Origin of the sequence: Rummeliibacillus sp. TYF005, assembly GCF_003844195.1 — a bacterium.
GTDB lineage: Bacteria > Bacillota > Bacilli > Bacillales_A > Planococcaceae > Rummeliibacillus.
The window spans coordinates 1-26492 of the sequence record NZ_ML122561.1 but is presented as its reverse complement, the minus strand read 5'-3'; the positions used below and the strand labels follow the sequence as shown (position 1 = coordinate 26492).

Below are 26492 nucleotides of genomic sequence, written 5' to 3'. Positions count from 1 at the left end.
TCAATTAAAATAAGTTTCAACTAACATTTAGAGGCAACATTATTCTATTAACCTGCCTCGTTGAATAAAGATTACACAATAAATTTTGACAGTCGTAAACTGTCATATGTGTCTATCATTTTAAATACAAAAGATGTTAATAGAAATTCTTATATATGCTGTTTAGTGCTTTCTTTTTATAGAAAAAGCCTTCCAGTTATCCATTTGGAAGGCTTCGCTACATATATATTTTTCAACATCAAGCTTCTTTTACAACTAATGATTTCGCTTTTGAACGTTTGACATTCACAAACCATGCAATCACAATGGCAATCATTAAAACAAAACCTAAGTACCCCATTGCTGGATATACCGTGCTCACCAAAGTGATAAAGCCTACAAAACTTAGACCAAATCCACCAACACCAATTACCCAAACTACCCAATTGAAATGTTTACTTTCTGCTGGAACGATACGAACAGTAAAGGCATAAAGCATACCTACAGCTGTGTTATAAATCATTCCCAGTAAAGCAATTGACATGAGAACACCAAGAATCGGTGAAATGTTCGTTGCAAGTGTAAGCATTGGCATATCCGAACTACCAACTTGATTTATTTTTGTGAATATTGCGACATTTATAAGCAAAATAAGAATACCTAATCCAATACCACCGTAAACTCCGCCTTTTTTTGCGATTTTCTCATCCTTTTCAAGTCCGCCCATTACAGTAAGCATTGATGCACCTGCTGCAAGATTGTAGGATACATACAATAGTGCCCCTAAAATCCAATTAGAAGACCCTGAATTTTGTTGTTTTGCTAACTGATCCATTTGTCCAGCTGTTAAATCCGTTGTAAAGATGGAATAACCAGCAATAATGACTACCAATACCATTAAGAAAGGTGTAATTGCACTGATCATCGCGATAATCTTCTGAACATTGAACATCAGTGTTAATATTGTTACGATTAACATCGCTAAACTACCATACATGGCCGGAATGCCGAATTGGTTTTCAAAAATCGAACCTGCTCCCGCAAACATAACAACAGATACTCCAAATAAGAAGAACGTGATGACAAAATCTACTGCTGCACCTAAATACTTCCCGCAAATTTGATAGACAACTTCTTTATGAGAAGTCGCATGTAAGCGACTCCCTAATGTAGTTAAATTCATGCCTAAAAAAGCAAATAAAACCGTTGCAATTGCCGTACCTACAACTCCCCACCAGCCAAAGCTAGTGAAAAATTGCAAGATTTCTTGTCCAGAGGCAAAACCAGCACCAACAATGACACCGATAAATGCTCCGGCCATTTCAAAACTCTTTTTCATCGAACCACCTCTTCGTCTACTAAGTTATATACTTTTTTGTTGACGGTGAATTTTTCAATTCGTTCAAGGTTTGGCTCGTATCCAATTCCAGGTTCGTCTGGTACTGTAATATAACCATTTTCAACGATTACTTCAGGATCGATAATGTCACGTTCCCAATAACGTTCAGAACCTGCCGTATCGCCTGGCATGATAAAGTTAGAAAGTGTTGTAATCGCTACATTATGAGCTCGTCCAATACCAGACTCTAACATTCCACCACACCATACAGGAATCCCTTTTGATTCACAATAATCGTGGATTTTTTTGGATTCTGTTAATCCACCGACACGACCAATTTTAATATTAATAATGCCGCAACTTCCTAGTTCAACAGCTTTGCGTGCATCTTCTAAAGAATGGATACTTTCGTCTAAACAAATAGGTGTTTTCAATTTTTTTTGCAATGTGGCATGATCGATAATATCGTCAGAAGCAAGGGGCTGTTCGATCATTGTTAGATTAAATTCATCGAGTTGCTTTAATAACGCTGCATCTTCTAAGCTATATGCTGAATTCGCATCCGCCATTAATGGAACATCCGGGAATCTTTCTCGAATCGCACGAATGACATCGACATCCCAACCTGGTTTGATCTTCACTTTGATACGTTTATAGCCTTCTTTTACATATCCATCTATTAATGAAAGTAATTTTTCAACTGATTTTTGAATACCGATACTAATACCGACTTCGATTTCTTTCTTGTCTCCTCCAAGTGCTGAGGCTAATGTTTGATGTGTCCGTTTTGCATATAAGTCCCATACAGCACCCTCAAGAGCTGCTTTTGCCATATTGTTTTTGCGAATGAATGCAAATAATTCGTTGATTTCATCTGGATGTTCGATTTCTCTTCCTTTGACTAGTGGAATTAAAAAGTCTTCTAGAATGATCCAATTTGTTTTGTAAGTTTCTTCATTGTACCAAGGGGAATCAAATGCAACCGACTCTCCCCATCCTTTGTTGCCTAATTCATCTGTTGCTTCTAATAGTAGAAACTCTTTATTAACAAATGTTCCGAAGCTCGTTGTAAAAGGTGCTTTCATTTTCATTTTTAAATGTCGAATAGTGATATTTTGAATTTTCATCTATAAAATCCTTTCTATTGTGGAATTATTAATTTATTTTTTTGAACAAGATGATAATAATGAACTGGTTTATCTTTTGTTTTTACTAATTCAATAGCTGTATATCCATTTTGAAATAATGTTTTGAAGATGGTACGTGTTTTCAATCGCCAATCGACGGCAACATCTAAATCTTGTTCTTTTAAATTAGTGATGTCAGCAGGTACTGGTACGAGATAGGCCTCTTTATCAAAATTCGTTATTTTCCGAAAATATTCATCATCACAATACGGTACATTCTGATCGTTATATGCCCATGACGCAAGTACAGTCGGTTTATCATATTCTTTTTTCACAAACTGATTGACGTAATCACTTGTGATCCACCAATCGATTTGGAATCGGTCTGAAGGTAAACCTTTGTTCAAACCATCATCCATCTTTCCATAGCAATCTTCAATGTATGTATCGCATACGCCATGTAATTTCGTTAAGTTTAAATAGGCATTCCTTGTTTGTAATGGATCATACGTCCATGTCATTCTTTCATACCCAATTTTCACGGCGAGTTGTTTTTGTTGTTGTTTTAGCTCTGCCCCTATTCCAAGTTCTCGATACTCTGGGAGAATACCGAGCATATGTGAACAAAGCGAAACTTTTCCATTTTCAAATCCTGCAAAACCATAGCTAAAACCAACAATTTTATCTCCATCAAATGCACCAATTACTGTTCCTCCATGCTTTACAGCTGTAAGTGTTTGATGTGTCGGGATGGGAGATGTACCCCAAACGGCATGTTCTAGTTGTTGTACAAGTTCCATTTCCTCATTTGTTGTTAATACTTTATACGTAATCATTTTGGTGTCACTTCTTCCTTTGCGTATATAACTGCATTCAATACAGTTCGTGTTAAAATTTCGACCCCTGTAATTAGTGCATCTCTATTAAATGTCATGTTCGGGTGATGTAAACCTGGTTGTAAACCGCAACCTAGCCCAAGCATAGTTGCTTTAATATTCGGACATTTTAAGGTGTAAAAGTGGAAATCCTCACCGCCTGTTGTTACTACGGGGGGTTTCGTATTAGCTTCACCAACCGTTTCAACTATCGCTTTATGCATTAGTTGCATAGCTTCCTTATCTACTTCTGCGGCTGCTATATTAGCGTCAATCTGATAGTCAATTTTAATATCATATTGTTTTTCGACTCCAGCAATTGCATGTTCAAATTCCTTCATCAATGCAGTTATACCATCGTTTTTTTGAGAGCGTGCATCGATTGAAAATTCCGCTTTTCCAGGAATAATATTTGCTGCTGAACCTGCGTGGAATTTTGTCAATTTAATAGATGATGGAATCATCGGATTGATGTGAATACTTTGCAAAGCATTTACTAAAGAAGCACCAATCTCAATGGCATTTTTGCCAAGATGAGGTCGTGCACCATGTGCTTCTCTACCGTAAATCGTACCTGTTATTAATCTTGCAGCACCATGGTAGATTGCTGGACTAAATGTGCCATCTTGTAATTCCTCAATCGGTCTGACATGAACACCAAATAAGAAATCGACATCATCAACCAAACCTTTGTCGATAAAATGTAGCGCACCTTGTCCTTTTTCCTCTGCGGGTTGGAATAAGACGCGGATTGTTCCATTTTCTGGGGTGTGTAATTTTTGAAGCAATAACAATGTCCCAATCGCCATGGTCATATGTCCATCGTGTCCGCATGAATGATTTGCTTGAAAGACTCCATCTACTTCTTGCCAAAGGGCATCAATATCTGTTCTAAGTCCGATAACTGGTTTACCATGCCCGATTTCAACGTATAAACCAGTTGATCCTTCTATTAAATGTGGTGCAAAACCATATGACTCTAATAGTTGTTTAATATAATTCGTTGTATTTTGTTCTTTCCAACTTATTTCTGGATGGCTATGTAGATATGTAAAGACATCTTTTAGTGTTGGAGTTATTTCCTCTAGTAATTGTTTCATTTAAAATCATCTCCATCTAAAAATAAAAAGCTACTATCAACACTATCATATTGCGCTTTATACATCTCATATTGCTCTGGCGCTTGAATCGTCATGCCTGAAACTAATGTATTCAAAAAAGAAATGACGATTGGCATGATATCAATTGTTGACGTTTCTGCTGACCCGAGAGGAAAATAGTAATCAGCATACTGATATAGTGGTGCTGTCATCGCATCAGATATCCCAATAATAGTAACTCCCTTTTGCTTGATCATCCGTGTTAAATCGATTGTCTCTTTGTAGTATCGATGAAAAGATAAAACAATCAATACCTCGCCTTTCTTCATATGGCTGAGTAGTTGGATAATATCTTGTGACTGTGGTTCAATCATATGAATATCAGGTCGCAAAAGATTTAATGTAAACCCTAACCATTGCGCAGCTGCAAAAGATGAACGAAGTCCTAATACATAAATCTTTTTTGCATTATGTAAAGATTGACAACTCTCTTGAAAAGAATCTTTACTGATCAATTCAGACACTTCTTGTATTTTCATCGCATCATTTTGCATAACTTTTTCATGAAAGCTACCATTTGCTTCAATTTTGTTTTTTGTTGCTAAGTATGTACCTAGTGAACTTTTACTCTTCATAAATGTACTTCGAATAATAGATTGCAATTCACTATAGCCTGACAACTTAATTGCATAGCAAAAGCGAATAACAGTTGTTTCACTAACCCCAACAGCTTCACCAATTTCTTGAGCTGATTTTAAAGCGACATCATGAGGTGTTTCCAGAATGTAACTTGCTACTTTTTTCTGTCCTTTTGACAGCTGTTCAAAATGTTCTTGTATCAATTTTTGATACATATTTATAACCTCCAAAATGAAGTTTATACTTTATTTTTATATATTCTTGAAGTTTTGACTTCAATTTGTTGTATATAACAATAGCACTTTTAATTTTTAAATTCAATAACTTTTCTGAAAATTATATTCATTTAAGTTTATTTGAGATTAATTGTTCAATCCTATTAAAAAAAATGAACCAAAAGTATAAAAAAAAATACCCTAAAGGTCTTCAAAGTAACCTTTAGGATATGTATTCTTCAATAACCCGCCATTCTTCAACTTTCTCATCAAACGTTTTAATGTTTTTGCCGGGAATTGGACTCGTTGAAGGCATTTTTGCATAGTCAACTTGTTTTAGAAGTTCGAGTCCCATATATTTCTTGAAGACTGAATAGGATTTACCACCATTAAATAGTAAGATTCGAATATTCGGGTATTTCAAGAATAGATTCTTAAAGTCATTTGGGATGACATTTCGAATACTAGCATCTGAGCTACCTTCTCTTTCACAAGATTGAATGGTATCCCAAAGACCGATATGGTGTTTTTTTAAAAGTTTTATTCGTTCATCATAATCTGATGGAATTTCACAATTTAGGATTTTCCCTATAATGGGCCAAAAGTGATTTCGCGGATTCCCGTAATATTGTTGTTTTTGCAGCGATAATTGACTTGGCATGGAACCTAATATTAAAACTTTTGTAGATTCATCAATGACAGGTGGTAAAACATTTTGGATATTCATATTCCCTTTTCCCTCTTTTAAATATGATACTTCTCCATTATACCCTCGCTGCTCCATACCACTCACTCAAAATAGTCTAGGTGAGATAAATTATATAGATCAATGACCGATAGCAAATAGACGATTTTTCATGCCAAATATAGCCTTTATCAATAAATATCCAAGTATCCCGCCCAATATGTTGAATAATAAGGTCTTTATAAGCATGTTATTATTTAAAGCCAAGACTAATCCAAACGATTCAAAAGCAAAACGAAGAATTTCGATTGCAATACAGCTTAGAATAACAGTAGGTACAACTTGCTTTAAGCCATTTAACTTGAACAGAATTGAAAGATAAATACCTAAAGGAATAAATAAAAGTAAATTATAAAAAATAGCAGAAGGAACATTCATTGTTGTCTTCTTATATATAAAATAATACTCGTCAAACAATCCATCTGGAACAGTAACGCGAAAATTATATGGTTGGGTTAGTATCGGGAGTGTGATTCCTCCAAATTTTATTTGAATCAAGCTCAATACATAAAATAAAAAACTATAGAATATTATTCGTTTCGTATTAGTCATCTTCGGTTTCCTAAAGAAATCCAAAAATATATCTATAAATATATAAAGTAGTAATAATATAAATCCCCAAGGAACAATATTGTATAGAATATGTAGAGACATCTACTATTTCCTCCATATTTTTAATTAGTAGTTTGTAAACCTTATGCTGCTAAATAATGTTTCGAAAGCACTAACACTCATTACTTTATACTGTTATCAACCTCAATTTGTGGATTTTTACTTTTTAGAAAAGATACGAATTTTTGTTTATCCTTAGGAGAAACAAGTGCCATTCCGAATTCAGAGCTATAAATGATTTCAAGCCTATCCATCGAAAGTGCGGAAGATGCTAACGGATTTTTTGTTTTTGTTATTTTTTTAATATCTTTTATTGGCACTTTCTTTTTTATAGGACCATTTCGGATGATTAGTAATTCGCTATTTACGGTGTACCCTGTAGTAAACCAACTCCAAGCTAACAGGATTGCTAAAGGAATCGTGAAAAAAAGTGCTTCATAGTCTCTTCCTATAAAGATTGGAGAGAAACATGCAATTATACAACCCCAATTGATAGGATATATCCATAAATCTTTTTTTGATGGGAAATACATTAAGGCCCTCCTTTTTTCTAATAATTGTAAGTTAATTATAAACTACAATTTATATGGATTGGTAATAACTACTTCCTATAAGAATACGCCTTGAGATCCGATACATGATAAGCTAAATTCCACTTTATCGATACGTTCTTTTATGGTGTCATTTAAATGAGAGGGATTTGTTCTTAAATGGAATCTTTATATGCTTGTTTTGCTTTTCCTAAACGATTTACTTCAGGCTCTTTTGTTTCTAAATCTTTTGCAAATTGCTTTTCTAAAAAGGCACGCTGTTCTTCATATCTTTGTTTGTTAATGGTTGCAAGTAATTCTTCTGAACGCATTAAGCCACCTTTATTGTTAATTAGTCCAATTTCATAGCAGCGTTGTAAAATATCTAAATGCTGCATCGCATCTTGAACATTGATTCTTTTACCATTAACCGTTGTATATTTGAAAAAGGTTAACCAATTTTTTGATTGAATTTGTTGTTGTGCTTCACCTGGACTTAGAGCATTTTGTGGATTTACCATAGTTCCTTTTTCTGCTAAATAGCAAAAATCAAAAAAGTTCATTGAATATCCAGTTGAATACCCTGTAGTAGCCTCTATTCCTGCCATTTCGTCAAAAATGATCTTTAACGGCCCTTGTTCTTGATTGATTTGGCTCCAACGTTTCACATCTTCTTCAGAAAATTGATTTGCTAATAATGAATGTCCTACATTTATTCCAAATACTTTTGTATGGCCATATTCATCGTATTCTATTTGCTCTGCTTCAATCGACTCTGTATTTTTCAAAGCATCTAATTCTAGAACTTGTCGATTTACTTTTGATTTCACACTTCCTAACAAACTTAGTTGCGATCTTCCAACTTGTCCTATCATATATAACCCCACCTTTAATTGTTTATAAAATTTAGTATGTATTAATCATTGCCCTTATTGCCTACCTAAAAATTCAAACTTTAAAAAGCCTTCAAGTCCTAAATAAACTAAATACTTGATTATTTCCATATAGTATATGAATGTTTATTGAAATACGAGTGGTGCAAATGCTTATTTCAAGGCCTCAAAAATCGAATAATATTTTGGTTAATTGTTCTAGGGGCATTGTATAGAAAATGGAAAGGTAGCTAATTGCCACCTTTATTAATTTTATTCACCCAAAATAACTAACTTGTAACTCTATTTACAATACCACCTACTATTGTTCCTACGAGAATAGAGGCTCCAATAAATCCATAACCCATACCACTCCAACCTCCTACAAACAAGCTACTAATTACAATACCTATGCTTATTATCAGTAGCGCATAAAAACCAATCCTAAGGTACTTATCTTTCTTCTCTGGAATTGATTTTTTTAACAATATTGATGCAACAACCAAAAGCACAGTTACTCCTATCGCAATATAAATAAAAATTCCGAAGCCTTCCATTTTACACATCTCCCCTGCCATATTCATAGCTTCTATCTATAGTTATATCTTTCAAAAAACAAAAATGTGTAAGAAAATGGATTATTTTTTTCCTTTTTTAAATATTATATCTTCAAAGATGAAGATTAAGACAGCCATTAATATTAAATAATAGAATCCTTGAGCGTTGTGTTTCATTATGACTGTATACATTCCTATTGGGCATAATAAAATAATCATGATCCAAACGATAATGGAATTACCTAAAAATTTCTTTGATAGAAAGTTCATAATTTCCCCCACTATAATTTTTCAGTTTGGTTTTGTAATATCTCACCTTATTATATCATGCAAATTGCATAACTTTCCAATTATTGTAATTAACACTTCTATTAAAAAGGCCTTTATTCTTCAGGCAATCCATTTATTTTCGTTGCAATTTTCTTAATTAGTCGCTACTTCCCTACAATTTTTTAAACTAAAAAATCCACAAACTGAATTTCAGACCAGTCTGTGGATTAGGATTAATAATTTAAATCGTTTAGAATTTTTTCGCAGTTACTTGTTTATCAGGGAAACCTAGAGCTGACACCATTGCATTATAGGCAGGAAATACGTTGTCATAGGCTTCATTTGCACCTTTGGTATCTACTGTGCTTTCAAAATCTTTGGTTACTTCCTTAAAGTAATCTCTAAAAAGATTTAGTTTTTCTTGAAAATCAACCACTTCAGGGGCATTTTCAATTTCAGGATCCATTAGTGTATATACATAGTATGAATGTAAATTAGCACAATATCTTTCATACATATCAGAACGTACCTTACCATTTTTCTTGGCAACCTTTTTTAAGTCTTTCATACTTAAAAGTACGTTTTCTCCTTGTTGTACGATCAATTCTACATTTGTATTGGTTGAATCCATTTCTATTACGACCTTTCTTGTCTGTTACAATATCATCAATATTATAATAGCACAATTGCCTAATGATGGCAGTTTCGATGAATTTGATGCAGTAAAACTTTTACTTTTTCCCTAACGAAAACCCTTCAAAGAGTGTTCCACCGAAAGGAACTAAAATCTCTTCTACTATTTTTATAACGTTTTCTTTTTCGCCAGTTCGATAAAAACCATCGAAAGCATCTATAAATCTATTGGCAAATTTCAGGTCATATCGCTTTAATGCACGAACAATCCATTTTGACGATCCGATCCATTGACGATTTGTTCGTAAGACGAATTCACTTGCTAATTCAGCTAGATGATTTGCAATGAATAATTCCTCAGCTCGATTCTTACAACCGATGAAATCGTCGAGCGTATCTGTTAAAAAATAGCGTTTGAAATTGATCGTTTCTTTTGACCATTCAGCTGGTCCTTTATTTAATAGCTTTTTCGCCTCTATTTTAATTGATTCGATGATCCCTTCATCTTTTAAAATAATGCCCTCGGCCACCATACTAGGTAAGGAAGGACGTGCTCTTTCTATATCACTATTAAAATAAGCTTTATACGACGTTAAATTATGTATAAATACATCAATAGGCCATCCAAATTGGATAAGGGATTCTCTATAAGACGCACTTATTTTGTTATCAAATATGACAATATCTAAATCTGATGTATCGGTAGCTTCCCCTCTCACTACACTTCCTGCAAGAACGGCACCTTGACATTGTGGGTAAAATTCTTCAATGAACAAACTAGCTGCTTCGACTGGTTTATATTGATGCATACATGTTACTCCCCCCTGTTCCATTCATGCTCCAAAATACTATATAACAATGAATCACGCCAACCTGTTTTAAGAAGCAAGTCTTCACGTATTCTACCTTCTTGAATCATGCCAATTTTTTGTAGTACTTTTGAAGAACCGATATTTCGTGGATCGCAGGTTGCATAGATTCGATGAAGATTTAACGTTTCAAATCCAAATTGTAACAGAAGTTTTGCGACTTCCGTAGCTATGCCCTTCCCCCAATAATCAGGATGAATGATGTAAGCAATCTCCCCTACCCTAAAATCACGAATATTCATCTCCCCAGCGCCGATCATCTTTCCATTTTCTTGTTCAATAACTGAAAAGACATACCGAGAGCGCTCTTCTTCTGTCGCGTCCAATAATACTTGTTTGACGAAATCTTGTGTCTCTTCTTCCGTATTAGGTCCCCAAGGTTGATATTGACAAACAATTGGTAGAGAAGCATATTTATGTACGTCTCGCCAATCTTTTTCGTTCATCTCTTTTAGTATTACTTTTGAATGAATTATTTCGATTGTCAAATTACATACCCCCTTAAGAAAGTTAAATTATACCTATTTTATCAGTTTAATGAATTTATACAATAGTTATTTGTGAATTTCGAAGTTTCCTAACGGTTGATTTTTTCAACTAAAATACACTGTTTCTCCATCGTCTTTACTGTACTTCTAGGATATACTGAACATAAAGGAGTTGAAGATGATGAAAGACTTACAATTTGCTAATACAATTGCTTCTTTACGAAAGACGAATGGCTTAACACAAGACGAAGTGGCTAATTTTGTAGGTGTTTCAAAAGCTGCCGTTTCAAAATGGGAAACCGGTTTAAGTTATCCTGATATATTACTACTTCCTAAACTCGCAACTTATTTTAACTTAACGATTGATGAGTTATTAGGTTATAAACCACAGATGACAAAGGAAAATATTCAAAAATTATATGTTGAACTATCTCAAGACTTTGCAACTAAATCTTTTGATGAAGTCTATTCACATATTAAAAATATAATTGATGAATACTATTCTTGTTTTCCTTTATTATTGCAAATGGCAGTATTATTGCTAAATTATCAACCGATAGCTGGTGAGTTAAAAGATGAAGTGATGCAAAAAATCATTACCCTCTGTCAACGTGTTGAAGAATATGCTGAAAATCCACGGCTTTCCTTTCAGGCTCGTTCTATCGAAGCAAGCTGCCAACTGATGATACAAAATCCTGAAAGAGTGTTGGATTTGCTTGGAAATGGCGTTGAACCTTATATCGGAAACGAAATTATCGTTGCAAATGCCTATCAGCAATTACAACAAGCTGACAAAGCTAAAGAAACACTACAAGTTAGTATGTATCAATATATTCTTGGCATTGTATCCATCGCGTCAAATTACTTGATGATGAATAGCACTCAACTCGGAAAATTCGATGAAATGGTAGAACGCACAGAAAAGGTTATTGAAGCTTTTGATTTGGGGCACTTACATTTCAATAGTACCCTTATCTTTTATCTAACATCCGCACAAGGATATATGATGCAAAATCGTGAAGAAAAGGCAATCGTGATGATCAAAAAATATGTAAAAGTTGCACAATCGATTGAGTTCCCTATTACACTACATGGTGATGAATTTTTTGACTTAATCGATGGTTGGGTAGATCGTGAATTTGACTTAGGTTCAAATGCTCCGCGAGATGAACAATCGATTAAACATAGCCTCATTTCGACCATTCAAGATAATCCTGTATTCAAGCCATTACTGCAAAAACAGGAAGTACGTTTAATGCTTACAAATTTACAACACACGTTAGGATGTGATTAATATGTCAATTCAAGAAGCACTACCGTTGATCATCCCAATCGCTATTTTAGAGTGGACACTTGCGATTGTTGCATTGGTACATGTTTTAAAACACCCACACTATCGCTTTGGCAATAAACCTATGTGGATTGTCATCGTTCTTTTCATTCAGATTATTGGACCAATCGTATACTTCTTATTTGGAAGAGGGAGAGATGAATGACTATTTTAACTTTAGATCATGTAACCAAATCATTCGGCTCCAATTTGGTCATTGACGACATTAGCTTCCAATTAGAAGAAGGGAAAATATTTGGTTTACTTGGTCAAAATGGCGCCGGAAAAACAACTTTGATGAAAATGATATTAGGGCTGCTGCCAATAACTAAAGGCAAGATTCTACTATTTGATGAAGAGGTCAAATATGGCTATTCCCCTACCAATCGTCATATCGGTTATTTACCAGATGTCCCTTCCTACTATTCTTATATGACCGCTTATGAATATTTAATATTATGTGGAGAGATTACAGGAATCCCGAAAAAGACGTTAAAAGAACGCGCGGAAAAATATTTAAAACTAGTTGGATTAGAAAAAAACAAAAAGAAGATCCAACAATTTTCACGCGGTATGAAACAACGACTTGGCATTGCACAAGCGCTCATTCACCAACCAAAATTACTTATTTGCGATGAACCGACTTCAGCACTTGACCCTATCGGTCGGAAAGAAATATTGGATATTTTGAAATCGATTAAAAAAGAGACAACCGTCATTTTATCTACACATATTTTGCATGATGCTGAGCAAATCTGCGATGAGGTGGCCATGTTACATAACGGTAAATTTGTTGTGACAGGGACCCTTTCAGAAATTATGAAAACGCACAGTAAACAACAGATACGAGTTGTATTTGATGACGAAAAACAAGCACAAAATTTTGTCGAGAAATCTGAAATGATTGAAAACGTAAGGATTCAATCAAATATATTATTAATAGAAGCAACTAATATTAAAGATATGCAGAAACAAATTTTCACCCAATGCACAACGCTTCATCTATTCCCATCCTCTATCGAAATAGTCCATCCTTCGTTAGATGAAATTTTCTTGGAGGTGAGTAGATAAGATGCATACTTTTATAGCATTATTTAAAAAAGAAACAATGGAATTTAATCGTACTTATAAATTTTTAATCGTTATCTCTGTTTTTATGATATTTGCCATTATGAGTCCTTTAACTGCTAAATTCATGCCAGAAATTTTGTCGCAATTTCTTCCGAAAGAAGTAGCTGATAGCTTTCCTGCCCCTTCAGCTCTCGATTCATGGGCACAGTTTTTCAAAAACTTTTCGCAAATCGGTCTTTTTGTGGTTACTTTACTATTTGCCGGAACCATTATTCATGAAAGAAGTGAAGGCACCCTAATCATTTTACTAACAAAAGGTTTGCGACGAAGTACAGTTGTTTTAGTAAAAACAATCTTCTCGATGTTAGTTTGGACCGTTATGTATTGGGCTGCTTTTGGCGTGACCTATTTCTATACTTGGTATTATTGGAAAGATGAGAATGTAGCCCATTTAGGTTTTGCTGTAGGAAATTTATGGCTATTTGGTCTTTTACTCATTGCGGTTATCTTATTTGGAAACGTATTGTTCAAATCGATTTATGGTAACCTCCTTTTGACCGCGCTATTTGTAGGGGTCTGGTTTATCGTTTCCATCTTCCCTAAGGCAGAAGACTTCAACCTATTAAGATTAGCTACAGATGGAAATAATATTTTAAAAGGGCTATATGATGCCGATGATTTTAATTGGATCTATGTTATTTCGATTGGCTTAATCGTAGTGTTGCAAGTTCTGACGATTCGAATCTTTAATAAAAAATCGCTAATTTAATATACCCTTAGTTGCTGGTTTTTCTCTTTAAAGTATATAGACTGGCGAGGTTTATAATTCTAATAATAAAAAAGAATCTCTTTCATAGTGAAATGAAGGAGATTCTTTTTTGTATTTTAATATGAAGTTGAATTTTTATTTTAAAAGGAAATTGTTCTATTTATGTTGAAATATATTTTAAAATGGGGGTGTTGATTTGAAAAAGGTTTTGTACGTGGGGATGTTACTCGGAGTGATCCTTTTAACAGGATGTAGTTTCAAACAAGAACAGGTGAAAGATGACATAAAGAAAGAGAAAAATACTGAACACATCGTAGAAGTTGAAACTTTGCCCGATTCCTTTAAGAAAGAGGTTGAACCAGTAGCCCCTTTAAAATTAACCAAAGAGCAAAAGAAAGAATATTATAAACAGTACGAAGAAATTGTGCTAAAAGTAAATTCAAAGTATGACGAGGATATGGAACTTGTACCATTTAATGATTTTAAACAAGATGAATGGGTAGCTCCAGAGGAATTTGAAAACATTGTAACAGATATGGCGACTATGGAATTCACCTCTAAAAATTATGGTGGCGACTCTGTTGACGATGAATAAGTCTCTTCAATGTTAAAAAAGCTCAGAATAATTCTGAGCTTTTTTATTTGCTGTTTATATAGTACATTTTAGGATTCAATCCACGTGTTTCAAGGTTTAATCCACGCATTTTGGGATTCTATCCACGTACTTCAGGGTTTAATCCACGCACTTTGGCATTCAATCCACGCAGTTTTGAATTGAATCCACGTTCCGGACATTTTAAGTCACCGTTTTAGCGAATCGACGTAGCCTAAATTACTCCTTTTATCCGCGGCATGTTTTACCAGATTTAATGTAGATACTACTCGCGTTCAATGATCTTTTTAATCCACGCAGGTTGGGATTCAATCCACGTATTTCGGCATTCAATCCACGCACTTGAGACTTCAATCCACGCAGTTTTGAATTGAATCCACGTTCCGGACAATTTAAGTCACCATTTCAAATAGTTTCTGATTTAATTCTCCCTACCCTTTTTCAAATTAACAATCATCCATACCATTTGAAAAAGGAATGGTATTATAAACGCACTCAATATTACTATGAATGCCACAAGTTTGAGTTCAAATGTTTGGGTTACACCCGCTCCATCAACAGTTCTTATCCACACCACAGCTGATCCAACTGCAAATAGAATTATCCAAATAATATTAGCGATCCACCCATTCCCCTTTATAAGAATTGTCATAAGCTATATTATTTTTAATATTTCATACTTGTTAATAACGAATCATCTATTTCTCCAATAAGTGTAAGGTCCATTACTTTTTAAAACGGCATTTTTGGGTACTTGTTTGATTACAAGAATAAGATTGAGTAGATCTACCGATGATCCTAACGCGTTTAGTATGATTAAAAATTTTAATGTAGTAGTTAATAGTCCGAATACGCTTAAAACTAACGGTAAGATTAGCGAAATGATCACGAAAGGAGCAATTGTAATGATGATATATCTTGATTTCGAAATTTCTTCTTCTGTAAATACAAATCCCCCAAACACCGTTAATCCTGCATATGTTCTTTCTGATTTGATAAAATTCGGTATGAAGATTAAGTGAATCAATTCATGCATCACTAACAGTAAAACTAACCAAAGAATATCACTAAAATAAATTGTAAATGCAAATCCATTCGTCTTTATCCCAAATTCACTTAATGAAATGCTTGAAACGATGTTTAATACAAAAATAGAGATAATTGCTGCAATAATCATTAAAGGAATTGATAACAAAATTGCACTTGCTACATTTTTAGGCTCTTTCATTGGAATCCAGTTATCTTCTATTAAATTCAAATGTAGCTTAGGATTACTCTTTGGTAATTTCATAATGAGCTTCATCCAATCTACCCTCTCTATTAAAATTCCATATTAATACAATATTAACATTTTACTATGCATGAGTATACCACTTTTCTGTTATCTCCCCTTCTGCGCAAATACTGTTCAGATTTAGTAGAAATAAACATCCTTCATAAAGAAGTAATCCGCTCCATTTTGGAAATAAAAGCTTTCCATTTGGAAATAAAATTAGGACTCTATAACCTTCAAATCAAACTGAATTTTGCTCACTTCATCCGATAATTAAAAAAATCCATGTTCGAAAGCTAAAGCTTAATGGAAATGGATTTTTCTATTAGAATTTAATTTTGAAAATGTAATCAGTGGTACTTCATTTATATCATACTAAATTATTTGAATTTAATTTCGTCTGTCTTAATTTCATCATTTATTTTATAAGTTAAAATTAAAGAATACTCATTCCCTTTTTTTAGACTGTCACCTAAGGGGAATTCTACATAAATAGGGTCTTTTTCATTCTTATAATTCTCTTCACTGAACCCGGCTTTAACATCCTCATTTGTATAAGTAATTATTTTTTTCTCTGTTTTAGCATTCTTTATATAAAAAGAATCTATTTCCATCTTATCTTTTTCATCTTTTTGAGATAAAACCCCCTCCAATTCTTCAGAAACATTTTTATCTTTCAACACTTTATAATCCCAATTAGGATTATTATTTATAGCTTTCATTTTAGGTGTATTAGTATAAATCACAAAACCTACAACAATAACACTTACCAAAATAAGAGATACTAATAACTTTTTATTTTTCATTTTAATTCTACCTCTTCGCAAATTTAATAACTTTAAACTTTATATATATACTTTGCTACTCTCTTATTTTTTTCATGTTTTGCAAATTAAAAATCGCCTTCTTCTAGTTTTTTATTTAGTAATACATAATCATTTTTCTTAAAGGTAATTGCAACTCTATCTAATCTATTTCCGCCTGGATACAAATATAATTGTTGATTGAATTTTATGCCTAATGGTACGACTGTTTGAAGAACAAGATTTAAAATTTTAAAACTTTCTAAATCAACTCCTTCTTTCAAATGATTTTTAACGTGAATAATGACTACATCTTCAACATTCTCAAATCTAACTTTTCGAGAAGAAATATCATTACTCTTACAAAGTCTTTTCAATAAATTTTGATAATGATCAGTAGTTGATATTTTGATAAAAATCGCCTCTCATTCTTTTTTCCATCTTAATTTCTTTATATCTAAATCTAATCGTGATTTAGTATGACCTGACAGTTTCAATGTTGAAGTTGTCTTTTTATAAACAAACATAGCATATGATTAATATTTTAAAACAAAAAATAGATAATTGGAATTATTTTCAATAATTTTTCATCCTAAAACCGAAACGATTATCCTTTGTGGTAGACATGATGTTCAATGTCCCATTAACTTTTCCATAGAGATGAATGCTTTAATACCTAACTCAAGTTTATATATTTTTGAAAAAAGCAATCATTACCCCTTCTTAGAGGAAGAAACCCGATTTAAAAAAATCATTAATACCGAGCTAAGTAAGTAAAAATCAGATATTGAGTGATTATTTAAAAATCCTCCAATAATTGTTATCAAATCAATTCATTTTTGAGGTGAATCATGTATAATTATACGTAGTATATCGAAATGAGGCGAAGACAACATGCATAGTTTAGCAAAAGAATTAAACGAAACTATACAAAGAGAAAATCCTTACGTATATGAAATGCTTTCTGGATTAGCTAAAGAATTGTATTTCCCAAAGGAAGGAATTTTAAGTCAATCAGCAGAAGCTGGTAAAAAGGCAACAAAATATAATGCAACAATTGGTACTGCATTAGAAAATGGCAAACCTATGCATTTAAAAGTGATTCAAGATACTTTATCTGCATATGATCCAAAAGATCTTTACCTATATGCTCCACCAGCTGGTAAACCACAATTACGTAAAGAATGGCGTAAAAAAATGCTTGCCGAAAGTCCATCACTAGAAGGTAAAACATTTAGTACACCAATTGTTACGAATGCGTTAACTCATGGTTTAAGTATCGCTGCTGATTTGTTTGCAGATGAAGGGGATGCATTAATCCTTCCTGATAAAAACTGGGAAAATTATGATATGGTATTTGATATTCGTCGTCATGCACATACTGTCACTTATCCACTTTACAATGAAGAAAATAAATTCAACGCAGAAGCTCTTTATGAAGCGATTCTTAGTCAAAAAGACAAAGGCAAAGCGATTGTTTTGTTAAACTTCCCGAACAACCCTACTGGTTACACACCAGGTGCTGAAGAAGGCGCTGCAATTGTAAAAGCGATCACAGATGCTGCTGATGCTGGGATCAATGTTGTTGCGATTACAGATGATGCGTACTACTCATTATTCTTTGAAGATTCGTTACATGAATCATTATTTGGCGCTCTAAGCAACGCACATGAACGTGTACTTGCTGTCAAAATTGATGGTGCGACAAAAGAAGAATATATTTGGGGATTCCGTGTTGGCTTCATCACTTATGGTAGTACAAGCGAAGCGCTTCTAGCAGCTTTAGAAGAAAAAACAAAAGGAATCATTCGTGCTACAATCTCAAGTGGTCCACACCCATCACAAACTTTCGTATTACATGCACTTCAAAGTCCTGAATTTAAAGAACAAAAACTAGAAAAATTCAACATCATGAAAGGTCGCGCAAACAAAGTAAAAGAAGTTCTTGATAGCGGCAAATTTGATGATGCTTGGGATTACTACCCATTCAATTCAGGTTACTTTATGTGCTTAAAACTAAAAACAGTTGACGCAGACAAACTACGTCTTCACCTTTTAGACGAATACGGCGTTGGTACAATTGCTTTAAGTGGTACTGATTTACGTGTAGCTTTCTCTTGTATCGAAGAAGAAGGCATCGAAGAACTATTCGAACTAATCTATAAAGGCGTTAAAGATATAGAAGCATAATGGCTCATAGTAAAAAGTTGGTTAGCAAATGCTAATCAGCTTTTTTCTTTGTAATGTCCCAACGAACATAGAAACTCCCTGAAACATCATCTCCAGTTACGACAGCTCGATAAATGCCCGACTTCTTAACTTTGAACTTAAATTGATCTTTAGCGATTCTTTGCATGCCCACATAACGATTATTTTCATCTTTTATACGGAAGCCATGTCCCCCACCGTTTTCGGCATGAAATTGTTGCGTGATTTTTATCGTTTCACCTTTCTTTGCCTCAATCGGAATTTCGTATTTCCCGTTAAAATATGTAAACGATGCGGCATATGAATTTTCATGTTGAATACTTTCCCAATTCTTTTTAACCGTATAATCTTTAGACATGATGATGCATAAACCAATAGGAATAAGGAATGCAAATATGTATGTAAAAATCTTTGAGTAGTTTACAATAACTGTTCCTAGGAAAAAGATGAGTGCACAAACCGCTCCGACAATACCTGCCAAATTAGCATAAGCTAAATCCACATTAAATAGTTTCCCAGAAATTATATTCAATATAAATCCTAAGATAAGAAAAATGCCAAATCCAGCAATTATATACAATCCCATTTTAGTTTTTATTTTTGTTACTGCATATTTCTTGATCAACCAATCAATCAAAATGGAAGCCAAAATACCATAGCCATAAGCAAAAAACCACAGCATTTTATTTGAAATCCCTTCAACAGTTTGATACATTTTCATATCTGAACCAAAGAATGCAAATAGGAAAAAGAAAAAGATTAAAAAGCCCGCCGCTGCTAATTTGCGGATGATGTAAGAAAAAATTTGTTTACTTTTGATTATTCTAGGCCAACTCCTTTTTATTGTGTCGTGACATCCTTTAATCTCTTAAAATAAGTATATAAAATAAACAAGCAATCAAATATATATCTATCGCTGGTTTAATAACTTTTACTGTATAAGTTTTGGGAAGAATCATTTCTTCAAAGGTTGCTTCAGCAATTGTTTGGTCCGAACTATTTAGTATATACATTGTTCGTTCACCAAAATCTTTCTTTATTTTAAATGGTTCATTATTAATATAAATTTCATACCTTGGATGTGTATTAATCTTTGTTTTATCTAGTAATTTTAAAGTGCCGTAGTGTTTTGTTTTTACGTTCCAATTTTGTCGTGTGAATTTCACATAATCTTTTCGTTCAACTTTTTCTATTGCCTCAGCTATTACATTTTTTGATAGGTCTAATACCCTTATATTTAAGAACATACCTGTAAAAATATAGTCTAAAATATGACTGACTTTTCCTGTATAAAATCTTTGCATATACCCGATTGTTTCATTATTCTCATTTAGGATAGGAAAATCTTTTGTAGATCTTTTCAAAACAGGACTTACAAACTGAATTTGAGACATAAATCTAAAATCCTCCATTTTTAATTTGCAAATAACTACAAAATCCACGTATAATAAAGGAAAAAGTAACATACAGTTGAAAAAAAGACCGCCGATGTTTAGTATCAAACGGTCAAATGATAGTTGGTTCCCTAAAGGGGATTGGCTGTAAAGGATCAGATAACCCAACCCGCAGAGCGCTCAACTCAAGGATGGGTTATTTTTTATGATTAAATGACAGAATTGTAATGACTAACGTTGCAAATGCAATCGCAAACATTAATGATTCAAAAACTGTCAAGGCATCACCCCCTCGGTCCCACAATTTGTGGGTAATGTAGACGATGTCGTAACATACGATGTCTGCAAACCATTGACGGAGTGAGCCAACCACCCTTGAGTACCAACTATCAAATCTATTATAACAAGTATCCTCTCTAAATTCATTTAATTTCCATATATAGAAAAACTAGATTGAACCACTTTTAAATCTATACCCTTGGATAATTAGTCTATTTAAAGTAAACTTCACTTTCTTTATCAACTTTCTCAAAGAAAAAGACACTATCCTTACTACTGGAAAGTGCCTTTTAATAGATTAACGATTATTTCTTTTTTTGATATTAAATCCTATATAGAGAATCAAAAACCATATAGGTGCTACAATCAATGCTATTCGCATGTCCTTTATAAAACCCATTAAGACAATGACAAAGGCTAAAAATGCTAATGCTAAATAGCTTGAAACTGGATATAATGGCATTTTAAATGCGAGTTTCCCTATTTCTGCTTTTGACTTTGATTTTCTGAACTTTAAATGTGTAAGCAGAATAATTGTCCAGCTAGTAATAACTGCAACTGTGGCAACAGCTGAAATATACATAAATACTTTTTCAGGGACAATATAATTCAAAAATACTGCGACTAATAAAAATAAAGAAGAAAACAGAATTCCACGTCTTGGACTGCCATTCTTGCTGAGCTTTCCAAAAAATTTAGGACCGTTATTTTGCAATGATAAATTGTAAAGCATTCTTCCAGATGCAAATAACCCGCTATTAAAAGCTGATAACGCTGCTGTAATAACAACGAAGTTAATCAAATTCGCAGCGCCAGGAATTCCAACTTTGTCAAAAATCAATACAAAAGGACTACCATTCGTGCCTATCTTATCCCAAGGATATAAAATCATCATAATTCCTAATGCACCGATATAAAAAATTAATATCCTCCAGATGACATTGTTGATGGCTTTAGGAATTGAGCGTTGAGGATTTTTTGCTTCCCCTGCGGTAATCCCAACTAGTTCTACTCCGCCAAATGAAAACATCACAAGAACAAATGACATGATCATACCGTTGATACCATTCGGTAGTAATCCCCCATGAGACCAAAGATTATCAATTCCGATTGGCTGTCCGCCGTTCCCGATTCCAAAAAAGATAATTCCTAACCCAAAGAGAATCATTCCGATAATGGCTACAACTTTAATCAGTGCAAACCAGAATTCAAACTCTCCATATGCTTTTACATTAGCAAGGTTGACCATTGTAAAGACGATCAGTACTACAAGTGCTACCAACCAATTTGGAGTATCCGGGAACCAGTAGTTCACATAAACACCTACTACCGATATTTCCGCCATACCAACAACAACCCACATAAACCAATAAGTCCAACCAGTTAAATAACCAGCAAAGGTCCCTAAATAGCGATTTGCATATGAACTAAAAGAGCCTGAAACTGGTTCATCCACAGCCATTTCCCCAAGTGCTCTCATAATAGTGAAAATAACTAAACCTCCAACTAAATATGAGAGTAAAATAGATGGTCCTCCCATTTGAATAGTTGCACTTGAACCATAAAACAATCCAACTCCAATAGAACCTCCGAGAGCAATTAACTGGATATGTCTATTGTCTAATCCCCGTTGAAGTTTCTTTTTTTGATGTTCTTTACTCAACATGATTCCTCCTCCTTAAAATTATTTCTAATATCGCAAGTTCTTTAAGAAACAAATTAAAAAATAAAAAAACGCCCTTTTGGATTAACCAAAAGGACGATTCAACTCGTGTTACCACCTTTAATTCATAAGCAACTCAAATTGCTTATCTCTGTAAGTACGGTCAAATGATGACGATACTTTAGCACATGATTACGGGTGCTAAGCCGGTGTAGCCTACTAAGACTCTCTTTTCAGTACACTGCTCCAAGATGAATTCACAATCTTTCAGCATGCACCTCTCATTTGCCGGTAACTCCCTGTTTGCTTACGTGATTGCTACTATTTCTTATCATAGCCTTTGTTCTTATACTTTTATCTTAAAAAGTTTTTGTTTTGCAAATATTAATTATCTTTATTTTATTCCTTTATTTAATTTTGTCAATATAATTTTTCTGCAACTATCATTTTAATATAATTTTCTTTATATATAGATGTATTTTTCTAATTTCATAATATTTATTTTTAAATCGTCGGTAGGCCTTGAATTATTTATTATTCTATTTTACTTTCGTATACTTCTTCACAGCTGGCATGATTTCTGTAGCGATTAGTTCGATATTTTTCATGATTTTATCAAATGGTACGCCCCCAAAATCGATTTGTGCCATGAAACGTTGATGGCCATATAATTCATATTGATAGAGCATTTTTTCAATAATTTGTTGTGGGCTTCCGACCATCAATGCTTGCGTGCGGTCTGGTCCTTCTTCTACTTGCCATTTTGGATAGCCAGCACCACGGATATAATACATACCTGCATTTAGATGTGGGTGCATAGCATCTACTGCATCTTGCGAATTTTCAGCCGTATAGAATAATGATGCTGTTGCAATTGGCAACTCAGATGGATCAAATCCACTTCGTGCAGCAGCTTCTCGATATGCGTCAACGGAAACTTTAAATGATTGTGCTGGACCGCCTAATGTTGTTAACATCATTGGAATACCGGCGTAACCTGCTTTTATTGCACTTTGTGGAGGTCCTCCTACTGCTCTCCAAATTGGTAAAGAACCAGTTTTTGGTTGAGGCAGAATTTCTGCATTTTTTAATGATGGACGGAATTTACCTTCCCACGTAATATGATGATCTTTGTTTAATTGTATTAATAGATTTAGTTTTTCTTCAAATAATTCTTCATAGTCATTTAAATCATATCCAAGCAAGTCATATGCTCCAACACGTGAGCCGCGGCCTGCAACAATTTCGGCTCGACCATGTGAGATTAAATCGATTGTTGAAAAGTCTTCATAAGTGCGAACTGGGTCTGCTACACTGATGACAGATGCTGAGCTTGAAATTTTAATGTTTTTTGTTGCTTGAGCAATCGCCCCTAAGATGACCGTATGTCCTTGTGATGTAAAATATTTTTGATGGCTTTCCCCTACTGCAAAGACATCGATACCTGCTTCGTCAGCTAATTTGCTAGCCTCGATGATTTCTTGAATACGTTGCTCTGCACTAATACGTTCTCCATTTAGAGGATTCATGACGTGATCTCCTAATGAATATAAACCAAATTCCATTCCTTTCGATGGATCGATACGATATTGTTCCATTCTACTCACTCCTTTTCATCAAGCGGTTCTAGTTTCGCTTCAATCATTTCACGTTCATCTTCTAAAAATGGTGGTAAATCTAGTTTTTGTCCTAACTCTTCGACTGTTGAATCTGCAGTAAATCCAGGACCATCCGTCGCTAGTTCAAATAAGATACCGTTTTTGTCACGAACATATAAGCTTTTAAAGTAAAAGCGGTCAATTACCCCAGAAGTTTGTAGACCATAATCGCTCAACTTCTCGTTCCACATTTCAAGTTCCGCTTGGTCTTCAACTCGAAGTGCTAAATGATGAATACTTCCTCGTCCATGTCTTTCCCTTGGTGCATCGAGTTCTTTTACTACAATCTCACTTGTTCGTTCCCCTTTAATTAATTGAAGTCGTACAAATGTGTCTTCTTTTTCAATGACTGTAAAGCCAAATACATCTTTTAATAAATTCACAGTTTGGTTTAAATAGCGAACGGTCATTTCGATTGTACCTAAAGCAAAAATTTGGTGCTCTGCTGGTACTGCTGAAGATGTGACTGGTTGCCATGTTTCCGGAATTCTAGCTCCATTATTATTTAATAGAACCAATCGTAAATCTTCATGGTCTTCAAAGAACAATGCATCTTGACCCATATAAGTGGTAATGTCACTATGTTTTACCTCTAGTTCTTCAAAGCGTACTTTCCAATATTGTAGGCTTTCATAACTTGGTACCAACAACCCGATTTGCGTGATTGCATTCGTACCTCGCATTGTTCGGCCAGCAACTGGCATTTCAAAAAATGTAAGATCAAGTCCAGGACTTCCGATTTCATCGCCATAAAATAAGTGATACATGGATGGTTCATCTTGATTGACCGTTTTTTTCACACGTCGTAGCCCTAGAATATTTTGATAAAAGTGATTATTCTTTTTGCCGTTTTTCGTTAGCATTGAAATATGGTGATGTCCTTTCATGTCCATCTCTCCCTCTTCAATTGATTAATCAATTGATAGTGCAAAAAAATTTACTTCGATTGTAAATTTTTTTCATGTGTGTGCTTTTGTAACTTTGTAGTTAGTTGATATAGTGTTTTTAATTCTTCTTCTGTTAATACTTCGTTGAAAAAGGAGGACTGAAATTCGACTTGTTCGGGTGTTGCGACATTTAATATGTCCTCGCCCTTTTTAGTCAATGAAATCTTTTTAATCTTCCATTCCTGTTTGCGCTCTATCAAGCCATCCTTCTCTAGTCGAGCTAACATACGAGAAATTCCACCTTGCGTAACGGTTACCTTTTCAGCAAGTTCTGATTGTGTAATCGGCTGATAAGTTTGAATTTGAATCAATACATCAAACTGTGCTGCTGTTAAATCATATCGTTTTAAAAACTCATTCGATAAATGATTACTCTCGGTCACAAAACGCGTCATTCGCAACCAAGTAAGGGATTCAAATGTATTCTTTTTCATTTTATTGTCCTCCTTTCTTTGTCGTTGATATCACTTTACTACTCAAGTGATAAAATGTCAACGTCAAAGTGTTCTTGAGATGATACTTATCTTTCATGCATATGCTATAAATTGAATCCTTTTTCTATTGATACCCGTATATCATATAAAGAAAAAGGAGGCTGTAATGAAAGCAATTAATACTTTCAATTACTATACGTTGGTGCAATTCCTACTTTAATAATATTTCTTTTAGGATTTGTGTGTTCTTTTGATTCAGTCTTCCAAATCCCTCTTTTTCATTATTACTTATTATTATTGAAGTTTTATCATTGAACCAAATGCTATATTGATAGTTCTTAGATGTATTGTCCTCCATTGTGTAATATAGAGAAACAACTAAATCCTCTCTTCTCGCCATATCAGCTTTTGTTTTTGGTTCCCAGCTCACATTTTCCAACACGTTACTTAATGAATCTATCTTTTTTTGATCTTTAATCACCATAACATCTTCATAATTATCTACTTTTTGAACATCAATTCTTGTTAATTGCTTTTCTTCTTTTTCAGAACAAGCTACAAGTATAATGCCAATAGCTAATAAAATAATCATATACATCATTTTCTTCATTTACATGCACCTCCATTGTTTTTCAGCTATATAAAAGTGTGACAAGCGAAATCATTATTCTTTCACAACAATATGTTTAGGATAATACGGGATATCTTTTATTTCTGATTTTAAAAATTCGGGATATAGTTCGACTTCATCAAGTTGCGAAATGGGGATCCATTTATAGATCAATCTTTCGCCTTCCATTCCGTAAAATGGCTTTGTATTTATCTCGTAATCATAATTAGTAGTGACTTGATAATAAAATCCGATTTCATGAAAATGTGTACCATTATATTCAAAGAAATTTTCAACTGACCATAGTAATCTTTCTATTTGAACGTTCATACCAAGCTCTTCTTGAAATTCCCTTTGCAAACCAATCTGGGATTCTTCTGAGATTTTCACTCTTCCACCTGGTAATGCCCAAAAAGTATCATCTACATTTTTATGTATTAAAACATGACCATCTTGCATCAAAACTCCAGCAACTCGATAATTGAATCTTCCTTGTTCGGTTTTAAATACGACATCCATTTCTGATTCTCCAATCTAGGTGTAAACGCTAAACTATAATGGACAGTTATCGCTAAATAAGATTGAACACT

The 26492-nt window shown here is 33.8% G+C and carries 33 protein-coding genes, 1 pseudogene and 1 other annotated feature; of the genes and pseudogenes, 7 read left to right on the top strand and 27 right to left on the bottom strand.

The window, feature by feature from the left end:
- Positions 1 to 238: 238 nt before the first annotated feature.
- The 14 genes from CW357_RS10985 to CW357_RS10920 form a co-directional block, all read right to left on the bottom strand.
- Complete coding sequence (locus CW357_RS10985; RefSeq protein WP_124218051.1) at positions 239 to 1318, bottom strand: YkvI family membrane protein; 1080 nt, start codon at positions 1316 to 1318, stop codon at positions 239 to 241.
- On the bottom strand, positions 1315 to 2445 hold the full coding sequence (menC, locus tag CW357_RS10980; RefSeq protein ID WP_124218050.1) for an o-succinylbenzoate synthase: 1131 nt from the start codon (positions 2443 to 2445) through the stop codon (positions 1315 to 1317). Before menC ends, CW357_RS10985 begins: the two co-directional genes overlap by 4 nt.
- Positions 2446 to 2459: 14 nt before the next feature.
- On the bottom strand, positions 2460 to 3281 hold the full coding sequence (locus tag CW357_RS10975) for a GNAT family N-acetyltransferase (protein WP_124218049.1): 822 nt from the start codon (positions 3279 to 3281) through the stop codon (positions 2460 to 2462).
- Positions 3278 to 4420, bottom strand: coding sequence for a M20 peptidase aminoacylase family protein (locus CW357_RS10970; RefSeq protein WP_124218048.1), 1143 nt, complete (start codon positions 4418 to 4420; stop codon positions 3278 to 3280). The genes CW357_RS10975 and CW357_RS10970 overlap by 4 nt, the downstream gene beginning before the upstream one ends.
- The gene (locus CW357_RS10965) at positions 4417 to 5274 is read right to left on the bottom strand and encodes a MurR/RpiR family transcriptional regulator (RefSeq protein WP_124218047.1); all 858 of its coding nucleotides are present in this window, start codon (positions 5272 to 5274) and stop codon (positions 4417 to 4419) included. The genes CW357_RS10970 and CW357_RS10965 overlap by 4 nt, the downstream gene beginning before the upstream one ends.
- A gap of 223 nt (positions 5275 to 5497) precedes the next feature.
- Positions 5498 to 6001, bottom strand: a complete 504-nt coding sequence (locus tag CW357_RS10960) for a DNA-deoxyinosine glycosylase (protein WP_124218046.1) — start codon at positions 5999 to 6001, stop codon at positions 5498 to 5500.
- 99 nt (positions 6002 to 6100) lie between these two features.
- The gene (locus tag CW357_RS10955; RefSeq protein ID WP_124218045.1) at positions 6101 to 6673 is read right to left on the bottom strand and encodes a VanZ family protein; all 573 of its coding nucleotides are present in this window, start codon (positions 6671 to 6673) and stop codon (positions 6101 to 6103) included.
- Positions 6674 to 6753: 80 nt separating this feature from the next.
- Positions 6754 to 7164 (bottom strand): PH domain-containing protein, encoded by a 411-nt coding sequence (locus tag CW357_RS10950; protein ID WP_124218044.1) that lies wholly within the window; start codon positions 7162 to 7164, stop codon positions 6754 to 6756.
- 173 nt (positions 7165 to 7337) lie between these two features.
- Positions 7338 to 8036, bottom strand: coding sequence for a hypothetical protein (locus CW357_RS10945; RefSeq protein ID WP_124218043.1), 699 nt, complete (start codon positions 8034 to 8036; stop codon positions 7338 to 7340).
- A gap of 287 nt (positions 8037 to 8323) precedes the next feature.
- Positions 8324 to 8611 (bottom strand): YesK family protein, encoded by a 288-nt coding sequence (locus CW357_RS10940; protein WP_164489587.1) that lies wholly within the window; start codon positions 8609 to 8611, stop codon positions 8324 to 8326.
- 60 nt (positions 8612 to 8671) lie between these two features.
- A complete protein-coding gene (locus CW357_RS10935) occupies positions 8672 to 8860 on the bottom strand; it encodes a hypothetical protein (RefSeq protein WP_124218041.1) in 189 nt (62 codons plus the stop codon).
- A 250-nt stretch (positions 8861 to 9110) separates the two neighbouring features.
- Complete coding sequence (locus tag CW357_RS10930; RefSeq protein WP_124218040.1) at positions 9111 to 9491, bottom strand: hypothetical protein; 381 nt, start codon at positions 9489 to 9491, stop codon at positions 9111 to 9113.
- Positions 9492 to 9591: 100 nt separating this feature from the next.
- Positions 9592 to 10302, bottom strand: a complete 711-nt coding sequence (locus tag CW357_RS10925) for a nucleotidyltransferase domain-containing protein (RefSeq protein WP_124218039.1) — start codon at positions 10300 to 10302, stop codon at positions 9592 to 9594.
- A gap of 5 nt (positions 10303 to 10307) precedes the next feature.
- Entirely contained in the window at positions 10308 to 10850 is a 543-nt protein-coding gene (locus CW357_RS10920; protein WP_369973751.1) for a GNAT family N-acetyltransferase, read from the bottom strand.
- Between the two features lie 181 nt (positions 10851 to 11031).
- On the opposite strand from CW357_RS10920, the gene CW357_RS10915 reads away from it, so the two are divergent.
- The 5 genes from CW357_RS10915 to CW357_RS10895 all read left to right on the top strand — a co-directional run bounded on the left by CW357_RS10915 (position 11032) and on the right by CW357_RS10895 (position 14615).
- Positions 11032 to 12144, top strand: a complete 1113-nt coding sequence (locus CW357_RS10915; protein WP_164489586.1) for a helix-turn-helix domain-containing protein — start codon at positions 11032 to 11034, stop codon at positions 12142 to 12144.
- A gap of 1 nt (position 12145) precedes the next feature.
- The gene (locus CW357_RS10910; protein WP_199670670.1) at positions 12146 to 12346 is read left to right on the top strand and encodes a PLD nuclease N-terminal domain-containing protein; all 201 of its coding nucleotides are present in this window, start codon (positions 12146 to 12148) and stop codon (positions 12344 to 12346) included.
- On the top strand, positions 12343 to 13251 hold the full coding sequence (locus CW357_RS10905; protein WP_124218037.1) for an ABC transporter ATP-binding protein: 909 nt from the start codon (positions 12343 to 12345) through the stop codon (positions 13249 to 13251). Before CW357_RS10910 ends, CW357_RS10905 begins: the two co-directional genes overlap by 4 nt.
- Position 13252: 1 nt before the next feature.
- Positions 13253 to 14020, top strand: coding sequence for an ABC transporter permease (locus tag CW357_RS10900; RefSeq protein WP_124218036.1), 768 nt, complete (start codon positions 13253 to 13255; stop codon positions 14018 to 14020).
- 196 nt (positions 14021 to 14216) lie between these two features.
- The gene (locus CW357_RS10895) at positions 14217 to 14615 is read left to right on the top strand and encodes a hypothetical protein (protein WP_124218035.1); all 399 of its coding nucleotides are present in this window, start codon (positions 14217 to 14219) and stop codon (positions 14613 to 14615) included.
- 439 nt (positions 14616 to 15054) lie between these two features.
- On the opposite strand, the gene CW357_RS10890 is transcribed toward CW357_RS10895, so the two are convergent.
- From CW357_RS10890 to CW357_RS10875, 4 genes are all read right to left on the bottom strand, one after another.
- A complete protein-coding gene (locus CW357_RS10890; protein ID WP_124218034.1) occupies positions 15055 to 15285 on the bottom strand; it encodes a DUF3923 family protein in 231 nt (76 codons plus the stop codon).
- Positions 15286 to 15327: 42 nt separating this feature from the next.
- Positions 15328 to 15936, bottom strand: coding sequence for a DUF3267 domain-containing protein (locus tag CW357_RS10885; protein WP_124218033.1), 609 nt, complete (start codon positions 15934 to 15936; stop codon positions 15328 to 15330).
- 350 nt (positions 15937 to 16286) lie between these two features.
- Complete coding sequence (locus CW357_RS10880; protein ID WP_124218032.1) at positions 16287 to 16712, bottom strand: hypothetical protein; 426 nt, start codon at positions 16710 to 16712, stop codon at positions 16287 to 16289.
- A gap of 86 nt (positions 16713 to 16798) precedes the next feature.
- Positions 16799 to 16993: a hypothetical protein gene (locus CW357_RS10875; RefSeq protein WP_124218031.1), complete on the bottom strand. Its 195-nt coding sequence runs from the start codon at positions 16991 to 16993 to the stop codon at positions 16799 to 16801.
- A 310-nt stretch (positions 16994 to 17303) separates the two neighbouring features.
- Here CW357_RS10875 and CW357_RS18595 point away from each other — a divergent pair.
- Positions 17304 to 17486: pseudogene (locus CW357_RS18595) on the top strand (alpha/beta fold hydrolase); the annotation flags it as partial.
- A gap of 117 nt (positions 17487 to 17603) precedes the next feature.
- Positions 17604 to 18899: an aminotransferase class I/II-fold pyridoxal phosphate-dependent enzyme gene (locus CW357_RS10865; protein WP_124218030.1), complete on the top strand. Its 1296-nt coding sequence runs from the start codon at positions 17604 to 17606 to the stop codon at positions 18897 to 18899.
- Positions 18900 to 18930: 31 nt separating this feature from the next.
- Here CW357_RS10865 and CW357_RS10860 read toward each other — a convergent pair whose 3' ends face one another.
- From CW357_RS10860 to CW357_RS10825, 9 genes are all read right to left on the bottom strand, one after another.
- Entirely contained in the window at positions 18931 to 19599 is a 669-nt protein-coding gene (locus tag CW357_RS10860) for a hypothetical protein (protein ID WP_119415017.1), read from the bottom strand.
- 178 nt (positions 19600 to 19777) lie between these two features.
- On the bottom strand, positions 19778 to 20311 hold the full coding sequence (locus CW357_RS10855) for a tubby C-terminal domain-like protein (RefSeq protein ID WP_124218028.1): 534 nt from the start codon (positions 20309 to 20311) through the stop codon (positions 19778 to 19780).
- Between the two features lie 196 nt (positions 20312 to 20507).
- A complete protein-coding gene (locus CW357_RS18270; protein WP_158582317.1) occupies positions 20508 to 20684 on the bottom strand; it encodes a hypothetical protein in 177 nt (58 codons plus the stop codon).
- A 204-nt stretch (positions 20685 to 20888) separates the two neighbouring features.
- On the bottom strand, positions 20889 to 22256 hold the full coding sequence (locus CW357_RS10850) for an amino acid permease (RefSeq protein ID WP_124218027.1): 1368 nt from the start codon (positions 22254 to 22256) through the stop codon (positions 20889 to 20891).
- An 86-nt stretch (positions 22257 to 22342) separates the two neighbouring features.
- Positions 22343 to 22597 (bottom strand) — a binding site (T-box leader).
- A 195-nt stretch (positions 22598 to 22792) separates the two neighbouring features.
- Positions 22793 to 23851 carry an LLM class flavin-dependent oxidoreductase gene (locus tag CW357_RS10845; protein ID WP_119415020.1) on the bottom strand — a complete coding sequence of 353 codons (1059 nt, stop codon included), beginning with the start codon at positions 23849 to 23851 and terminating at the stop codon, positions 22793 to 22795.
- A 5-nt stretch (positions 23852 to 23856) separates the two neighbouring features.
- Positions 23857 to 24804, bottom strand: coding sequence for a ring-cleaving dioxygenase (locus tag CW357_RS10840; protein WP_119415021.1), 948 nt, complete (start codon positions 24802 to 24804; stop codon positions 23857 to 23859).
- Positions 24805 to 24848: 44 nt separating this feature from the next.
- Positions 24849 to 25292: a MarR family winged helix-turn-helix transcriptional regulator gene (locus CW357_RS10835; protein WP_124218026.1), complete on the bottom strand. Its 444-nt coding sequence runs from the start codon at positions 25290 to 25292 to the stop codon at positions 24849 to 24851.
- Between the two features lie 211 nt (positions 25293 to 25503).
- Positions 25504 to 25902, bottom strand: coding sequence for a hypothetical protein (locus CW357_RS10830; RefSeq protein WP_124218025.1), 399 nt, complete (start codon positions 25900 to 25902; stop codon positions 25504 to 25506).
- 54 nt (positions 25903 to 25956) lie between these two features.
- Entirely contained in the window at positions 25957 to 26421 is a 465-nt protein-coding gene (locus tag CW357_RS10825; RefSeq protein ID WP_124218024.1) for an NUDIX hydrolase, read from the bottom strand.
- Positions 26422 to 26492: the final 71 nt, after the last annotated feature.

Excerpts from the sequence above, each read along its gene's own strand:
- CW357_RS10985 (WP_124218051.1), bottom strand. The coding sequence starts at position 1,318 with ATGAAAAAGAGTTTTGAAATGGCCGGAGCATTTATCGGTGTCATTGTT.
- menC (WP_124218050.1), bottom strand. The coding sequence starts at position 2,445 with ATGAAAATTCAAAATATCACTATTCGACATTTAAAAATGAAAATGAAA.
- CW357_RS10975 (WP_124218049.1), bottom strand. The coding sequence starts at position 3,281 with ATGATTACGTATAAAGTATTAACAACAAATGAGGAAATGGAACTTGTA.
- CW357_RS10970 (WP_124218048.1), bottom strand. The coding sequence starts at position 4,420 with ATGAAACAATTACTAGAGGAAATAACTCCAACACTAAAAGATGTCTTT.
- CW357_RS10965 (WP_124218047.1), bottom strand. The coding sequence starts at position 5,274 with ATGTATCAAAAATTGATACAAGAACATTTTGAACAGCTGTCAAAAGGA.
- CW357_RS10960 (WP_124218046.1), bottom strand. The coding sequence starts at position 6,001 with ATGAATATCCAAAATGTTTTACCACCTGTCATTGATGAATCTACAAAA.
- CW357_RS10955 (WP_124218045.1), bottom strand. The coding sequence starts at position 6,673 with ATGTCTCTACATATTCTATACAATATTGTTCCTTGGGGATTTATATTA.
- CW357_RS10950 (WP_124218044.1), bottom strand. The coding sequence starts at position 7,164 with ATGTATTTCCCATCAAAAAAAGATTTATGGATATATCCTATCAATTGG.
- CW357_RS10945 (WP_124218043.1), bottom strand. The coding sequence starts at position 8,036 with ATGATAGGACAAGTTGGAAGATCGCAACTAAGTTTGTTAGGAAGTGTG.
- CW357_RS10940 (WP_164489587.1), bottom strand. The coding sequence starts at position 8,611 with ATGGCAGGGGAGATGTGTAAAATGGAAGGCTTCGGAATTTTTATTTAT.
- CW357_RS10935 (WP_124218041.1), bottom strand. The coding sequence starts at position 8,860 with ATGAACTTTCTATCAAAGAAATTTTTAGGTAATTCCATTATCGTTTGG.
- CW357_RS10930 (WP_124218040.1), bottom strand. The coding sequence starts at position 9,491 with ATGGATTCAACCAATACAAATGTAGAATTGATCGTACAACAAGGAGAA.
- CW357_RS10925 (WP_124218039.1), bottom strand. The coding sequence starts at position 10,302 with ATGCATCAATATAAACCAGTCGAAGCAGCTAGTTTGTTCATTGAAGAA.
- CW357_RS10915 (WP_164489586.1), top strand. The coding sequence starts at position 11,032 with ATGAAAGACTTACAATTTGCTAATACAATTGCTTCTTTACGAAAGACG.
- CW357_RS10910 (WP_199670670.1), top strand. The coding sequence starts at position 12,146 with ATGTCAATTCAAGAAGCACTACCGTTGATCATCCCAATCGCTATTTTA.
- CW357_RS10905 (WP_124218037.1), top strand. The coding sequence starts at position 12,343 with ATGACTATTTTAACTTTAGATCATGTAACCAAATCATTCGGCTCCAAT.
- CW357_RS10900 (WP_124218036.1), top strand. The coding sequence starts at position 13,253 with ATGCATACTTTTATAGCATTATTTAAAAAAGAAACAATGGAATTTAAT.
- CW357_RS10890 (WP_124218034.1), bottom strand. The coding sequence starts at position 15,285 with ATGACAATTCTTATAAAGGGGAATGGGTGGATCGCTAATATTATTTGG.
- CW357_RS10885 (WP_124218033.1), bottom strand. The coding sequence starts at position 15,936 with ATGAAGCTCATTATGAAATTACCAAAGAGTAATCCTAAGCTACATTTG.
- CW357_RS10880 (WP_124218032.1), bottom strand. The coding sequence starts at position 16,712 with ATGAAAAATAAAAAGTTATTAGTATCTCTTATTTTGGTAAGTGTTATT.
- CW357_RS10865 (WP_124218030.1), top strand. The coding sequence starts at position 17,604 with ATGCATAGTTTAGCAAAAGAATTAAACGAAACTATACAAAGAGAAAAT.
- CW357_RS10860 (WP_119415017.1), bottom strand. The coding sequence starts at position 19,599 with ATGCTGTGGTTTTTTGCTTATGGCTATGGTATTTTGGCTTCCATTTTG.
- CW357_RS10855 (WP_124218028.1), bottom strand. The coding sequence starts at position 20,311 with ATGTCTCAAATTCAGTTTGTAAGTCCTGTTTTGAAAAGATCTACAAAA.
- CW357_RS10850 (WP_124218027.1), bottom strand. The coding sequence starts at position 22,256 with ATGTTGAGTAAAGAACATCAAAAAAAGAAACTTCAACGGGGATTAGAC.
- CW357_RS10845 (WP_119415020.1), bottom strand. The coding sequence starts at position 23,851 with ATGGAACAATATCGTATCGATCCATCGAAAGGAATGGAATTTGGTTTA.
- CW357_RS10840 (WP_119415021.1), bottom strand. The coding sequence starts at position 24,804 with ATGGACATGAAAGGACATCACCATATTTCAATGCTAACGAAAAACGGC.
- CW357_RS10835 (WP_124218026.1), bottom strand. The coding sequence starts at position 25,292 with ATGAAAAAGAATACATTTGAATCCCTTACTTGGTTGCGAATGACGCGT.
- CW357_RS10830 (WP_124218025.1), bottom strand. The coding sequence starts at position 25,902 with ATGAAGAAAATGATGTATATGATTATTTTATTAGCTATTGGCATTATA.
- CW357_RS10825 (WP_124218024.1), bottom strand. The coding sequence starts at position 26,421 with ATGGATGTCGTATTTAAAACCGAACAAGGAAGATTCAATTATCGAGTT.